The organism is Pelodictyon clathratiforme (genome assembly GCF_982375515.1).
The window spans coordinates 426,616-440,805 of record NZ_OZ455102.1 but is presented as its reverse complement, the minus strand read 5'-3'; the positions used below and the strand labels follow the sequence as shown (position 1 = coordinate 440,805).

The window sequence follows — 14,190 nt, the reverse complement described above, 5'->3', positions numbered from 1 at the left end:
CATGGGAAAAACGACCACAAAGGCTGATCTTGTCAATGTTATCGCGCACAAAACCGGCTTGACAAAAAATGAAACGGAATCGGTGGTTGACAGCCTGTTTGAAAGCATCATTGATTCACTGAAAACCGGAAAGCGAATTGAGATCAGGGGTTTTGGCTCATTCAATATCAGGCATAAAAATTTTCGTCAGGCAAGAAACCCGCGAACAGGCGAGAAGGTGACGGTGGAGCCCAAAAACGTGCCGACATTCAAAATCTCGAAAGAGTTCAAACATGCGGTAAGTGAAAGCCTGAAGAGCGATACTGAATAACTCTGCCAACAGAGGTGATAGCCGTCAGGGAGTTCCCTGGGCGCGACCGTCAGCATGTGAGGGCTTGTCGGTGTGTTGTTTTCGTGCAGCATTCCTGCAACGCTGAGTGAAGAGCCTGGCGTCAGAATGAATTGGAGCATGATGCCCTGAAGGAGATGAAGGGGTCGTGAGTGCACATGCTGAGGGGAGATGAACGGCAGCCGTAACTGCCGTTTCATGAGCTTGCGATGCGAGGGAGATGCGCTATCGGGTGAACTTTTCGTTATTCGCCTTCAAAATCGGTAAGGGAGTAGATGCTGTAGCCCTTTTCAAGGATTTTTCTCTCTCCTCCGATGTCGGGAAGATTGACAATAAATGCCATCTCGGCGACAATGCCGCCAACCTTTTCTACCAATGCTGCGGCTGCAAGGGCTGTGCCTCCGGTTGCCAGCAGATCGTCAACAAGAAGAACTTTCTGACCTGCAACGAGCGCGTCTACATGAATTTCGATCGTGTCACTTCCGTACTCAAGCTGGTACTCCTGCGAAACAACATCAGCAGGCAGTTTTCCGGGCTTTCTGACGGGAATGAAGCCTTTGCCAAGCGCATAGGAGAGCGCACCACCAATAATGAATCCCCGCGCCTCAATACCGACGATAACATCAAAATCCATCCCCTCTTGCAGATAGTGCTGCGTCAAACTGTCAATAACCAGCCGGAAACCAACCGGATCCTTGATGAGTGTGGTGATATCGCGAAAGAGGATCCCTTTTTTTGGATAGTCGGGAATGGAACGAATACGGGATTTAATGGGCATGGATTCTGAATGATTTTGTTAATAAGAAGAGAGAAGAACAGGGCATGAAAATCAAGATAGCACTCTCCCTTTTAAATTCAAATCCTCATCGAGGGAGTCGATCCGTACCGGCACTTCATTTCCTGGAAGGGTGTGTTGCAATTGGCTTTCGTTGCTCTCAACCAGGACTCTGAGGTAGTTTCGGGTATAACCGCTGTATGCGGGCTGCCCCGCCTCCACGGGCTTTGAGCGCTCGATGAGTACCATGCACTCTTTTCCGGTATAACGTGCCTTGAAGCGGGCTTCATGCCGACGGCCAAGCTCTGCAAGTTCGCTGTAGCGCCGGGCGATCTCTGCGGATTCAACGGGTTTGCGCTCACTGTTTGTGATCTGGAGGGCAAGCCGGGTTCCGGGACGAATTGAACAACTGAACACATGAAGGGAGGCAAGAGGAAGTTCTTCAATAAAATGGTACATCTTCAGAAAATCTTCTTCTGTTTCTCCTGGATAGCCAACCATGACATCGGCTCCAATTGCACAGTCAGCAATGTTTTCAACCGACATCAACACCCGGTCGCGATAGAGTGCCGTATCGTAATGGCGGCGCATGGCCCTGAGGATTCTGTCGGAACCACTTTGAAGGGGAATATGAAAATGGGGTACAATTTTTTTTGATCCTGCAACAAGTGCAATCAGCTCACGGTCAACAATGTCGGGCTCTATGGAGCTGATACGAATACGACTGATACTGACCTCTTCAAGCATGCGTAACAGCTCTTTCAGCTTGAGGCCTCCAGAACGATAATCACCGGTATTGACACCGGTAAGCACAATCTCCCGATATCCGGACGAGGCCAGCAGATGGGCTCGCTCGACAATATGGGCAGCAGGCAGGGATCGTGACCCTCCCCTGATCAGGGGAATTGCACAGTAGGAACAGCCATTGTCGCAACCATCCTGTATTTTCAAAAATGCACGGGTTCGTTCACAACTTGCTGCTGCCGGCAGTGAATAGCCTGGGTATACCTTTTCAATCGTGTTGGCTGGCGTAACCCTGACAAGGGGTGATGGCTCCGTCCCGAGCAGAATATCTTCATATCGTTTTATGTCAAATTTATCGTTACTGCCGAGGATTGCATCTATTCCATCTATTGCGGAAAGCGCTTCAGGGTTGAACTGGGAATAACAACCAATAACAGCAATTTTGCTGGAGGGATTTTTTCTTTTAATCGCCCTTATTTTTTGACGACATTTCTGTTCTGCCTGTTTTGTCACTGCACAGGTATGAATAATAATAAGATCTGCTCTCTCCCCAATCGACGATAACAGCCAGCCTTTTTTGGACAATTGATCAAGAATAGTGGATGTTTCGGCATAGTTCAGTTTACATCCAAGTGTTACAGCAGCAACTTTTTTATTGCTATGTTCTTTCATATTATTCTTTTTCTCACTTTGTCATACTCTGAAAGCGCTCGTCATTATAAAGAAAAAACAATAAATGACAAACCATGATGACTCAATAGTATCGTCTTGCAGGGATAAAGATATTAGTATATATTTAAGCCGAATAACGATATTGCTGTTCAAAACACAAAGAGAGAGTACCATGAGCGCTATAATAAAAGAGAGTGGATCGCCTGACAAATATGATCTTTTTATTCAAAGGATTGATTATTTTCAGTCACTTGTTGAAGAAAAAAAGAATCTGCAGGCAGAGATCAATTTGATTCAGAAAGAGTTCAATGAAAAAGTGAGGCCCCTGGAAGATGAGCTTGCAAACGTTATAAAAAAGCTTGAAACAAACCTTTCGAGGCTTGAGGGAGCTGCTTCTGTTCCAACTGCCAGTTCGAAGTTTGCACGCGGCCAGCTTGGCGCATCAATCAAGGAGTTGCTCCGGACGAATCCTGACAAGAGCTTCAAACCACGGGATATTGCTGAGGCACTGAATATAAAGGGAACAACCGTGAGCCTCTGGTTTAACAAGTATGGGGTGGCTGATCCGGAAATCGACCGTGTCCCGACAGGAAAAGAGGGCAAACGTTTTGTCTACAGAATCAGGTGAACTCCTGCGAAGGAGCCTTTCAGGGAAAAAAGCGCATCACCATGCGCTTTTTTCGTTTTATCCCAACCTTCCGGAATAACCGAGAGTTCTTTTGTTCCGAAGGAAATTCATTGCCAGCCCAACCATAATCATATTTCCGACCAGAGAAGAGCCGCCATAAGAGACAAAAGGAAGAGGAACTCCAATGACCGGAATCATGCCAAGCGTCATACCAATATTGATAATCACATGGACACATAAGAGCGAAACGAATCCGGCAAGTGTGAGTTCAACGAATTTGTTGTTTATTGAATGAATAGCCCAGATTATTCTGAGAATCAGCGCAAGAAAAAGCGCAATCAAAAGGGATGCTCCAATAAAACCAAGCTCTTCGGCAATAACACAAAAAATAAAATCAGTCCACTGTGCGGGAATAAAACGCAGTTGCGTCTGAGTTCCTTCAAGAAATCCTTTACCAAAAAAACCGCCTGAACTGATCGCTATTTTAGCCTGGAGGGCGTTATATCCTGCGCCTCTTGGATCTGACATGGGATCAATAAAGGTCTGAATTCTTTTTATCTGATGAGGCTTGAGAATTTCACTGGCAAAATTGTGGGTAAAAAGACTGGCAGCAAGACCTGAGCCGATAACAAACAACTGATGAACGTTGAATTTCGTATGTTGAAGACGTAGTATGGTCATCAGAAGCAATGCAAGAACAAAAATAAAATAGATATTGAAGAAACCGGAAATCATGAGAATGACGGGAAAAACAATCAACATCAGAACATAGATATCAAATCCTGCAAGAATGAGCATGGAGGCAATCAGGGGCAAAAAGGTAAGCATGGTTCCCATATCCGGTTGCAGCATGATGAGCAGGACGGGGAAAAAGGGAATTGCAAGGGCAACCAGCAGATGGGGAATTGAGCTGATGTCCGTTTCGTCATCGGAAAGAAATCTTGCGAGTGCAAGAATGGTCGCCATCTTGGCTATTTCAGAGGGCTGAAAACTCAAAAAACCAATTTTCATCCAGCTTGTCTGTCCTGCTATTTTTTTACCAAAAATCAGAACGGCCACCAGAAGCAGCAGCCCGACAGCGTAAAAGATATAGGAGTTATCCCTGATAAAACGAACATCGTTATAGTAGACAAAGAGCAAGGCGACCACGCCAACGATAGCCCAGACCAACTGTCGGTAAAAAAGGGTTGTGTCGCCCGTTCCGTTTGTTGCGCTGTAAATGGCCATGAGCCCGAAAACAATAAGCCCCGACATCGATAGCAGAAGCGAGAGATCAAGTTTGGATTGTTTTTCCATTTGCGTATTGAGCTTACCCTTTTTTCATTATCATGACAGATGGTAATTTAGTATAGTCAGTATTGTATTTGTGCAAACAGATTGAACCTTTTATAAAAAAGTTCCATGTCATCTTCTCCTTTTTCCTGCGGTTTCGCCATTATCATCGGGCCGCCCAATGCAGGCAAATCTACCCTGCTTAACGAGCTGCTCGACTACAAGCTCTCCATTGTAACACCCAAGCCGCAAACTACCAGAAAAAAAATTACCGGTATCTACCATAACGAAAAGTGTCAGATTATCTTTCTTGATACGCCGGGAATCATGAAGCCGCAACAAAAACTTCATGAATCGATGCTTGGAGTGATCCGCGATACGCTGAAAGATGCCGATGTGGTCATTGCCCTGCTCCCCTTTTCAGGAAAAAAGGATTTTTTTGACCGCCCTTTCGCCGAAGAGCTTTTTGGCAACTGGCTGAAACCAGCGGGAAAACCGGTTATTGCTGTTCTGAATAAATGTGACCTGGTCAGCGCTGAACGTCAGGAGGAGGCTGAGGCGTTCGTCAGAAAGAGCTGGAACCCGGCTGCCGTGCTCTCGGTTTCGGCATTGAAAGCGACTAACCTCCCGCAGCTTATCGAGACCATTCAGCCGTTTCTTCCGCTCGACTATCCGCTCTATCCGGAAGATACGCTCAGTACGGCTCCGGAACGCTTTTTCGTGAGTGAAATTATCCGCGAAAAAATATTTCTGCTCTATGGCCGTGAGGTTCCCTACTCTACCGAAGTGGTTATTGATGAGTTCCGCGAACAGTACGAAAATGATCCAACAAGAAAGGATCTTATCCGCTGTTCGGTTATCGTTGAACGGGAGACTCAGAAACAGATTCTGATCGGCAGCAAGGGGGCCGCTCTGAAGAAGCTTGGCCAGACGGCAAGAAAGGATATTGAGGAGATGCTGGGCCGCCCGGTCTTCCTTGAGCTCTTTATCAAGGTTCGGCCCGACTGGCGAAAGAATCAGAACTTCCTGAAAAGTTACGGATATCATTAAATACCTTTTGGCGGGCGAAAATGAGACACAAATATGAGACCATCTTATACTGGAGCGAAGAGGATAGCGCTTTTATTGCTGAAATCCCGGAACTTCCTGGTTGCATGGCACATGGTGCCTCACAGGAGGAGGCCCTTGCGAATGTAAATGAGGCGATGCTTCTTTGGATAGATACGGCAACAGAGTTCGGTGACCCAATTCCGGAACCTAATGGTCGTCGTCTTATGTATGCCTGAAATACTTTGGTGCACAGCAAGCTTCATATAGTGGTTGAGCGAAAAAAACTATAACATGGGGCTATTATGGCCTCTGCTGACTTCTTGCCCCACATTGCTGCGTCGCCCTTTCAGACATAAGGCGAGATCTCCCCAGGTAAGAACGCAATCCTTACCCTCGCATCCGCCGGATTTACGCTGCATGGACTTTAACCACGAGAGCTTTTCAGTCATTAGCCCGCTCTCCCCGCTCTCCCCCCAAAAAAACGCTTCGAAGTTCAATTGTGTCCTGATCGACCATAATAAAAGCTTTCCTTGACACTTACTCCCAAGCACCTCACATACACCGAGCCTCTCGGCCAGTGTTTTCTGCACAAACGCAATGCGAACACGAAGGGCATTATTTCCTTCGTTATTGTAAAGTGGGTATAACAAATGCAAATATTCAAGTGTCTGCATTTTTTGCACTTTTACCTCATAATAACAATTATCGAAAAGAGTTAATAAAAACCTGACATGAGCGCATCCGTGACACAACACCATAAAAAAGCAGAAATACCTGGCTTTATTCACAAATATTTCATACAATCAATACACAACTTACACTTTACGCCTATCCTTCGACAATAGTAACGATAATGATGAATTGAGTTCAAGTTCATGATATCTGAGAACACTAAACGTTAAGGAGCCTTCAAAATGAACGCAACTGCAGACACTCAACACGGTAACCCTCTGCCACCCGCAGCCAACCTGTTTTTCAAAACCATTTTTTTGCTCGACGAGGCACGCAGCGTCGCAACGGGTGATGGTATTGTAACATTCGAGCGCGTTTTTTTTTCTCCTGCCCGTTTGACGGCATTCTCCAAAGGGGAATTTGATAAAAAAATAGATGATGAATCGAGCATCAAAGAGTCTTATGAAAACATGATTCCTGAAGAACAAAAGCTGCATCGCTGTTTTCAGGTGGTCTTCAAGACTCAGGAATTGCGGAATGCGTTTATCCATAAGTACAAAAATAATAATGCATTAGAGTCGGTGACAGAAGAAGTTGAAGTAAAGCTATTTAACTTCCAGATACCTCCCAACGATACGATGAACAGTCAGCTTTGGGGGCATCAAAAAACCAATGTTGAAGCTGTTTGGGATTGCTCACGAGGATGTGGTCCGGTCGTTGCCATTGTAGATACAGGAATTGACACAACACACCCGGAGCTCCAGCATCAATTATGGGAAGTCTACCCAGGAGTACATGGCATTAACTTAAACAATGGCCCTATATCGGATATTACAGATTATCATCCTCTTGGTCATGGTACTCATGTTGCAGGTATTGTCGCTGCACGTGGAAATAACCTGTATGGCGTTATCGGCGCAGCACCTGCCGCCCAGCTCATGGGAATAAGAATATATGGTAGTTTGCCAACGGGAAGCGCCATGGCGGCTAGTGGCATTTACTGGGCAATAGGGCTCGGTGCTGATGTCATTAACTGTAGTTGGGGGGTTCAGGTACCATTTGACCCTGTTATCTCTTTAGCTATCGGGGCTGCACTTGCTCAGACTCCACCCCCTGTTATTGTAGCTGCCGCAGGAAATGATGGTGTCGATGCAATAAATTATTATCCGGCGAGCGACCCGCAAGTCATTTGTGTAGCAGCGACGGACATAAACGATGCGCGAGCGATATTTTCCAGTTCGTTATCCTCAAACTGGGGAAGTGTCGTCGATGTGGCGGCTCCAGGGAAGGATATCTGGTCTACAGTGCCAGTTAGCGTTAATTCAAGTGGTTTCATGCAACTATCCGGCACCTCGATGGCGGCTCCTCATGTATCTGCTATGGTTGCCATTATCCGTTCGCGTTTGTCCGGGCTTACGCAACCTGAGTATCTGGAGATAGTACAGACCTACGTATCCACCATATATCCCGATCGTTACATCGGAACAGGCCGCATTGATTTTACTTTTTTGAAAGAAATTCTTTGCGGATGTGGCTGCTCACCCTGCCGTTATCGTGTAATCCTGGAAGAACGCCGATTATATTACGCCAGCATTCGAAAAAAGTTTACCATTGCAGGAAATAGTAATCCCCCTGCATGCACTCTGCATGAGTGCACAGAAGTAACGATTTCCCCCAGTCTGGAGCCATGCTTTAAACTGCATTGGGGTGACTCACCTCAGGACCAAATTGAAACTCATGATACAGAAATCATCTATATCACAGCATGCAACCCCTATTGCAACATCACTTTTAAAGGTCTGAAGATTATTGCCATACGTATCATACCAAATTATGTACTCCCTAATAATGAAATGGCAGTTGAGCTTGCAGCGTCAAGCCTTATTTGCTATGGCACGTTAGGACCATCAAGGTGTACTACCCGAGAGTATGCGTTGATTACAAGTGATACAGCCCCCGGCACTTACAGCCTGGAATTTGAGTACTGTATTGAGGAGATTGAGTATCACGGGTATAACCGGGGAAAAAACAGCTTTACACTTACTCTGGTCGATAGCTGATTTGGCATTGGTTATTGATGATATTGATGACAACCTCAAGAGTGTCAGATATTCTTGGCATTACGCAGACTGATCGAAGTTAAACCTTCCGATTTGACGGATGCTCCTACCCATAGCAAAAAAGCCTTCCCTGATGAAGAGAAGGCTTTTTTGTTACAACGTGCAGGAAAGAAGAGTGACTTATTTAACGCTTTCGCTCACTTTTTTCTCGCTGGATTTGACCGGAGGTTCGAGTTCAGCGGTTGCTGCCTCAATCTCTTTTTTCTCATTGGGATGAGCTGCCAGGTAGGCTTCGATCTCTTCCTTGTTTTTGTCTTTGAAGTACTCAAGGGCTGAGAGAATGATGCGCTTGTTCTCCTTGTCGAATTCAATGACACGAAGCGGCAGGGCATCACCAATCTTGAAGGATGAGTGAATATCCTTTACGCCACCCTGAAGCAGATGTGATACTGGAACAAATCCATCGACATCTCCAGGAAGAATGACAATAACGCCTTTCTCGATGATCTGTGAGATCTCTCCGGGTGTTTCGGCGCCTACTGCATATTTCTGCTCGAACTCGTCCCAGGGATCCTGGTTGATCTGCTTGTGACCGAGGGCAATACGGCGTGCATGTACGTCAAACTTGAGTACTTTGACTTCCAGATCCTGGTTCTTTTTGACCAGTTCACTTGGATGACGGATTTTTTTGGTCCATGAGAGGTCGGAAATGTGTACCAGACCGTCAACACCGGGCTCAAGCTCAACAAAGACACCGAAATCGGTGATGTTGCTGACTGTTCCCTTGTGCAGTGAACCTTCGATATATTTTTCTGAAAGGGCAATCCATGGATCTTCGTTCACCCGTTTCATGGAGAGGGAGAGCTTGGTATGATCCTTGTCGATATTGAGGATCACACATTCGACTTCCTGCCCCAAGGTGACGAACTGCCCTGGATGCTTGATGTGCTGGGTCCAACTCATTTCCGAGATGTGGACGAGGCCTTCGATACCCTTTTCGATTTCAACAAAAGCGCCGTAATCGGTAATGGAGACAACACGACCCTGTGCCTTGGATGTGACGGGATATTTGACCTCGATATTTTCCCAAGGATGTGATTCAAGCTGTTTCATGCCAAGAGAGACTCTCTTGGTGTTCTCGTCAAAGCCGACAACCACAACCTTGATGGGCTGGTCAAGATCAACAACCTCTGAAGGATGGTTGATTCTGCCCCAGGTGATATCGGTAATGTGTACCAGACCGTCCAGACCGCCAAGATCGACAAAGATACCGAAGTCGGTGATGTTCTTGACTGTGCCTTCGAGTACCATGCCAACCTTGATGTTGGCGAGCATCTCTTCACGACGGGCGGCATAAGCCTCTTCGAGAATAACTTTATGGCTGACAACAATATTCTGGGTAACCGGATTGATTTTGACAACCCTGAAGTCCATGGTCTGGCCAACAAGGGCATCGAAATCACGAACCGGCTTTACATCAATCTGCGAACCGGGAAGGAAGGCTTCGACACCAGAAAGGGAGACCGTCATGCCACCCTTGACACGATTGATGATCTTGCCATTGATGATGGTATCGTTCTCGATTGAATCATAGATCTTGTCCCAGATTCTCAGAACATCGGCTTTCTTCTTGGAAAGAATGAGCTGTCCCATCTTGTCTTCGATGTTCTCAAGATAGACTTCAACATCATCGCCTACCTGTACTTCATCTTCAGCCCTGAATTCAAGCAGAGAGACGATACCTTCCGACTTGAAACCAACATCAATGGTAACATCCTTGTTGGATATCGAGACAATTCTGCCCTTGATAATTTCGTCTTCGGTGATTTCGTTGAGCGTGCTTGAATAAAGCTGCTCCATCAATGCAAGTTCAGCGGGCTCGTAATGCGCAAAAAATTTGAGTTTTTTTCTTGCCGGTCTTTCCTTGACCTTTTTTTCCTGTGTGAATGCTTCTGCCATTAATTTTTTCCTTCCTCTCTTGTAGGTTAGCCTGCCTGCCGCGAGAGATATCGGCCTGGCGGTTTTATGGTTTAATAAAAAATTATTTGTGTTGTCTTCTTGTAATATCTGTCGGGGCTCCCGTCACTCCCTTGCCCGCGCAAGTTGGCAGACCATCTCTACCTGACGCTCGATGGTCATTGCTGATGTATCAATTTCATAGGCTTCGGGATGTTTTTTCAAGGGGGCATGTTCTCTTTCGGCATCATCCCGGTCCCTTTTCGTTATCTCCTGTTCAAGCGAGTCAAGATCTGGCAGCTCAACACCTTCGGCAGACTTTGCCGTCAGTTCGGCATGGCGCCTTTTGGCCCTTTCGCGGGCGTCTGCAACAAGATAGATTTTCAGCTCTGCATCGGGAAAGACAACGGTGCCGATGTCGCGCCCATCCATGACAACGCCCCGCTGACGGCCGAGATGCTGCTGCATCTCACGAAGTCGGTCACGTACCGGTTTGAGTGAACTGATAAAACTGACTTCGCGACTCACCTGGTTCGATCTGATTTCGGCAGTGACATCCTCGCCATCAAGAAAAACGTGGTCGCCCTCAAAATGGATGACAATATCGTGAAGCAAACCGGAAACGCTCTCGGGGGAATGGTGCAGGCTATCAAGAACTCCCTGCTTCAGAGCCTTGAGAGTTACACTCCGGTACATGGCGCCGGTATCAATATAGGTGTACCCGAGCAGGTGCGCGACCTTGCGTGCTGTAGTACTTTTTCCGGATGCAGCCGGACCGTCAATGGCAATAATGATACGTTTTTTTCCCGTTTCCTGTTTCACTTGAGCATTTTGATTTAGCCTGCTATTTTATAAAAAATATTTGCTTTTTCCAAACATATTGGTTACATGTTAAAACCCTTATTTTTGTCACGGCCACTCATTCAAAAAATATTTTTTATGTCACTTCGCTGCGGCATTGTCGGATTGCCAAATGTCGGAAAGTCCACGCTTTTCAATGCCATCACGGCCAAACAGGCTGAAGCGGCAAATTATCCCTTTTGTACCATTGAGCCCAATGTGGGAACCGTCCTTGTACCGGACGAACGGATGCAGCAGATTGCTGATGTCGTAAAAACACCAACGCTGGTACCGGCAACTCTTGAAATTGTTGATATCGCCGGTCTGGTCAAAGGGGCAAGCAAGGGCGAAGGGCTTGGAAACCAGTTTCTTTCCCATATCAGGGAGGTTGATGCTATCGTCCATGTTGTCCGCTGTTTTGAAGATGACAATATCATCCATGTTGAGGGGAGAATAGATCCTGCTGATGATATCGTCACGATTGAAACGGAGCTGATGCTGGCCGATCTTGACAGTATGGAGCGCCGGATTGACCGACTCCGGAAAAATGCACGAAAGGATAAAGAGCTGCTCCTGCAGCTTGACGTGGCGGAAAAAATTATCAGTGGGCTCAGTGATGGCATTCCTGTCCGCAAGATCATTGAAACCCCGGAGGAGCAGGCAATTGCCCGGCAGTTCTTTCTCCTGTCGTCGAAACCAATCCTCTTTGCTGCAAATGTTGCTGAGACCGACCTTCCGGATGGAAACCACTTCACCAGAAAGGTTGCTGAAATAGCGGAAGCATCGGGCTCAAAAATGCTGATCATCAGTGCAAAAACCGAGGCAGAGATAGCTGAACTGCCCGAGGAGGAGAGACCGGAGTTTCTTGAAAGTCTTGGCCTGCATCTCTCCGGTCTCGACCGGCTGATCAAGACCGCCTATGACCTGCTTGGCCTGCAGACCTATTTTACCGCAGGTGAAAAGGAGGTTCATGCCTGGACGATTCGGAAGGGTGCCGCTGCGCCGGAAGCTGCCGGTGCAATCCACTCTGATTTTGAAAAGGGGTTTATCCGGGCTGAGGTGATGTACTACCGTGACCTTATTGAACTTGGTTCAGAGCAGAAGGTGAAGGTGGCGGGCAAGCTTCGCTCGGAGGGGAAGGAGTATATTGTGAGGGATGGGGATGTTATTGTTTTTCGGTTTAATGTTTGATTTTTGAAGAGAATAGGGGATATGGGACTTATGGGAGTCATGGGACTTATGGGTTCTATGGAGAGGGGATGATCACTTTTTACGGCGCTTTTTACCTTTTTTGCGTACTCTTTTTATATATGATGCTGCACCATAAAGTTACCACTGAGGCTCCCATAGGTATTTTTGATTCTGGTATTGGCGGGCTGACTGTTGTGAAGGCTGTACAGGCGGCTTTGCCGTTCGAGCGCATTCTCTATTTTGGCGATACGGCAAGGGTACCCTATGGGCCGAAATCACAGGTTACCATCAGGAAGTATGCTGCCGACGATACGGCTATGCTTATGCGCTATCAGCCGAAAATAATCATTGTGGCCTGCAATACGGTCTCTGCTCTTGCCCTTGATGTCGTTCAGAAATCATGCGGCGTGATCCCTGTTACCGGGGTTCTGAGGGCGGGCGCCAGGCTTGCCACCGAGGTGACAAGAAACAACCGGATCGGGGTTATCGGCACCCGGGCAACGGTCTCTTCGAATGCCTATGGTATTGCGATCAATGAATTTAATTCGGAGATCGAGGTTGTTTCGCGAGCCTGTCCTCTTTTTGTGCCGCTGGCTGAGGAGGGGTTTATTGACCATCTGGCAACAAGGCTTATCGCTGAAGAGTATCTGGCAGAAATTACCAGAGAGGGAATCGATACGCTGGTACTGGGCTGTACACACTATCCGATTCTGCGCAAGGTGATTGAAGAGATTGTTGGCCCTGAAATCCGTATCATCGACTCGGCTGAAGCTGTTGCCCTCAGAACGAGAGAGCTCCTTGAGGAATCGGGCCATCTTTCCTCTTCCCTGAAGGTATCTGCACCGCACCTTCTGGTCAGCGATCTGCCACAGAAATTCAGCATGCTCTACCAGCTCTTCATGGGCTCCGAATTGCCCGATGTTGAACTGGTGGAAGTATAGCAGATCGCTTTTGCCTTTTGCCTTCATACTTGTTACTTTTGACTTCTCCCTATTGATCATTTAATGTGTGCACAGCGTGAACATAAACCTCGACAGAACTTCATCAGGCTTCTGCATTGGAGTTCAGGGAACTATCTATGCCGCCGAAGAAAAGCTCCAGCAGGAGGGTGGATTATACTCTTTCGGTGATATTGTCCATAATGAGGTCGAGGTGAAACGGCTTGAAGCTCTCGGCCTTGTAACCGTTGATGAAAGGGCTTTCAGGGAGCTCAGAGATGCTCACGTCCTTATCAGGGCACATGGAGAGCCTCCCTCAACCTACAGGATTGCGCGTGAAAATAATCTGACGGTTACCGACACCACCTGCCCGGTCGTCTCCCGACTGCAACGCACAACAAGATTACTTTTTGAGCTGGGTTACCAGATTATCATCTATGGCAAACAGAGCCATCCGGAAGTTATCGGTATCAACGGCCAATGCAACAACCAGGCTGTCATTATCAAACATGCTGATCTCAGTGATCCTGATGAGTTAAAGGGACTTGACCTCGCAAAAAAAAGTGCGCTCATCTCTCAGACCACCATGGATGTTCCGGGATTTTACGAGCTGAAAGCGCTTCTTGAGGCACGTTTCGCTCAATACCTCTCCAGTGAAAAGAGCGCATGGATGGCCATTCGCGATATCGATATCACTGCCGCGATGACCGGAGTGCTCTCCATGCCTTCGCTGCTCTTCAAAGATACCATCTGCCGCCAGGTATCGAGTCGAAACCAGAAGTTGCATGACTTTTCCCTTGCCAATGATGTTGTCATTTTTGTGGCCGGGAAAAAAAGTTCTAACGGGCAGGTACTCTACCATATCTGCAAGGAGGCAAATCCCCGGAGCTATTTTATCGAAGAGATTGAGGAGATTGAGGAGAGATGGTTACGCAACAGTGACGGCAGGGCTGTGGCGACGGTGGGCGTATGCGGCGCCACCTCAACGCCTATGTGGCATCTTGAAAAAGTCGCTCTCCATCTTGAAAAGAACTTTGCACAGTAAGGGCCATCAACGCACAACA

Annotated in this window: 13 protein-coding genes; 8 read left to right on the top strand and 5 right to left on the bottom strand. The window is 47.1% G+C overall.

The genetic code is table 11. From position 1 onward, the window contains the following. The first annotated feature begins 1 nt into the window (after position 1). Entirely contained in the window at positions 2 to 310 is a 309-nt protein-coding gene (locus tag AC56AD_RS02260) for an HU family DNA-binding protein (RefSeq protein ID WP_012507282.1), read from the top strand. Positions 311 to 572: 262 nt separating this feature from the next. Here the strand turns inward: AC56AD_RS02260 and AC56AD_RS02255 are convergent, their stop codons facing one another. Both AC56AD_RS02255 and mtaB read right to left on the bottom strand, forming a co-directional pair. Beyond that, on the bottom strand, positions 573 to 1,106 hold the full coding sequence (locus tag AC56AD_RS02255) for an adenine phosphoribosyltransferase (RefSeq protein WP_012507281.1): 534 nt from the start codon (positions 1,104 to 1,106) through the stop codon (positions 573 to 575). Positions 1,107 to 1,157: 51 nt separating this feature from the next. Beyond that, complete coding sequence (mtaB, locus tag AC56AD_RS02250) at positions 1,158 to 2,519, bottom strand: tRNA (N(6)-L-threonylcarbamoyladenosine(37)-C(2))-methylthiotransferase MtaB (protein WP_012507280.1); 1,362 nt, start codon at positions 2,517 to 2,519, stop codon at positions 1,158 to 1,160. A gap of 172 nt (positions 2,520 to 2,691) precedes the next feature. Between mtaB and AC56AD_RS02245 the strand changes: the two genes are divergently transcribed. Next, positions 2,692 to 3,147 carry a hypothetical protein gene (locus tag AC56AD_RS02245; RefSeq protein WP_012507279.1) on the top strand — a complete coding sequence of 152 codons (456 nt, stop codon included), beginning with the start codon at positions 2,692 to 2,694 and terminating at the stop codon, positions 3,145 to 3,147. A gap of 57 nt (positions 3,148 to 3,204) precedes the next feature. Here the strand turns inward: AC56AD_RS02245 and rodA are convergent, their stop codons facing one another. Then, positions 3,205 to 4,443 (bottom strand): rod shape-determining protein RodA, encoded by a 1,239-nt coding sequence (gene rodA / locus AC56AD_RS02240; protein ID WP_012507278.1) that lies wholly within the window; start codon positions 4,441 to 4,443, stop codon positions 3,205 to 3,207. 105 nt (positions 4,444 to 4,548) lie between these two features. Here rodA and era point away from each other — a divergent pair, with 105 nt between their 5' ends. The 3 genes from era to AC56AD_RS02225 all read left to right on the top strand — a co-directional run bounded on the left by era (position 4,549) and on the right by AC56AD_RS02225 (position 8,201). Then, positions 4,549 to 5,469, top strand: coding sequence for a GTPase Era (gene era / locus AC56AD_RS02235; RefSeq protein ID WP_012507277.1), 921 nt, complete (start codon positions 4,549 to 4,551; stop codon positions 5,467 to 5,469). 20 nt (positions 5,470 to 5,489) lie between these two features. Then, on the top strand, positions 5,490 to 5,705 hold the full coding sequence (locus AC56AD_RS02230; RefSeq protein ID WP_012507276.1) for a type II toxin-antitoxin system HicB family antitoxin: 216 nt from the start codon (positions 5,490 to 5,492) through the stop codon (positions 5,703 to 5,705). A gap of 678 nt (positions 5,706 to 6,383) precedes the next feature. Beyond that, positions 6,384 to 8,201 carry a S8 family peptidase gene (locus tag AC56AD_RS02225; protein WP_012507274.1) on the top strand — a complete coding sequence of 606 codons (1,818 nt, stop codon included), beginning with the start codon at positions 6,384 to 6,386 and terminating at the stop codon, positions 8,199 to 8,201. A gap of 180 nt (positions 8,202 to 8,381) precedes the next feature. Here the strand turns inward: AC56AD_RS02225 and rpsA are convergent, their stop codons facing one another. Together rpsA and cmk are read right to left on the bottom strand one after the other, a co-directional pair. Next, complete coding sequence (gene rpsA / locus AC56AD_RS02220) at positions 8,382 to 10,160, bottom strand: 30S ribosomal protein S1 (protein ID WP_012507273.1); 1,779 nt, start codon at positions 10,158 to 10,160, stop codon at positions 8,382 to 8,384. A 123-nt stretch (positions 10,161 to 10,283) separates the two neighbouring features. Continuing rightward, positions 10,284 to 10,979: a (d)CMP kinase gene (cmk, locus tag AC56AD_RS02215; protein WP_012507272.1), complete on the bottom strand. Its 696-nt coding sequence runs from the start codon at positions 10,977 to 10,979 to the stop codon at positions 10,284 to 10,286. 117 nt (positions 10,980 to 11,096) lie between these two features. Here cmk and ychF point away from each other — a divergent pair, with 117 nt between their 5' ends. The 3 genes from ychF to AC56AD_RS02200 all read left to right on the top strand — a co-directional run bounded on the left by ychF (position 11,097) and on the right by AC56AD_RS02200 (position 14,171). After that, complete coding sequence (gene ychF / locus AC56AD_RS02210) at positions 11,097 to 12,188, top strand: redox-regulated ATPase YchF (protein ID WP_012507271.1); 1,092 nt, start codon at positions 11,097 to 11,099, stop codon at positions 12,186 to 12,188. A 122-nt stretch (positions 12,189 to 12,310) separates the two neighbouring features. Next, a complete protein-coding gene (murI, locus tag AC56AD_RS02205; RefSeq protein WP_041526632.1) occupies positions 12,311 to 13,129 on the top strand; it encodes a glutamate racemase in 819 nt (272 codons plus the stop codon). A 76-nt stretch (positions 13,130 to 13,205) separates the two neighbouring features. After that, a complete protein-coding gene (locus AC56AD_RS02200; protein WP_012507269.1) occupies positions 13,206 to 14,171 on the top strand; it encodes a 4-hydroxy-3-methylbut-2-enyl diphosphate reductase in 966 nt (321 codons plus the stop codon). Positions 14,172 to 14,190 lie beyond the last annotated feature (19 nt).

Bases quoted from the DNA above. Each gene is read 5' to 3' on its own strand.
- mtaB (WP_012507280.1), bottom strand. From the start codon at position 2,519: ATGAAAGAACATAGCAATAAAAAAGTTGCTGCTGTAACACTTGGATGT.
- rodA (WP_012507278.1), bottom strand. From the start codon at position 4,443: ATGGAAAAACAATCCAAACTTGATCTCTCGCTTCTGCTATCGATGTCG.
- AC56AD_RS02230 (WP_012507276.1), top strand. From the start codon at position 5,490: ATGAGACACAAATATGAGACCATCTTATACTGGAGCGAAGAGGATAGC.
- ychF (WP_012507271.1), top strand. From the start codon at position 11,097: ATGTCACTTCGCTGCGGCATTGTCGGATTGCCAAATGTCGGAAAGTCC.
- rpsA (WP_012507273.1), bottom strand. From the start codon at position 10,160: ATGGCAGAAGCATTCACACAGGAAAAAAAGGTCAAGGAAAGACCGGCA.
- AC56AD_RS02260 (WP_012507282.1), top strand. From the start codon at position 2: ATGGGAAAAACGACCACAAAGGCTGATCTTGTCAATGTTATCGCGCAC.
- AC56AD_RS02245 (WP_012507279.1), top strand. From the start codon at position 2,692: ATGAGCGCTATAATAAAAGAGAGTGGATCGCCTGACAAATATGATCTT.
- murI (WP_041526632.1), top strand. From the start codon at position 12,311: ATGCTGCACCATAAAGTTACCACTGAGGCTCCCATAGGTATTTTTGAT.
- AC56AD_RS02225 (WP_012507274.1), top strand. From the start codon at position 6,384: ATGAACGCAACTGCAGACACTCAACACGGTAACCCTCTGCCACCCGCA.
- AC56AD_RS02255 (WP_012507281.1), bottom strand. From the start codon at position 1,106: ATGCCCATTAAATCCCGTATTCGTTCCATTCCCGACTATCCAAAAAAA.
- era (WP_012507277.1), top strand. From the start codon at position 4,549: ATGTCATCTTCTCCTTTTTCCTGCGGTTTCGCCATTATCATCGGGCCG.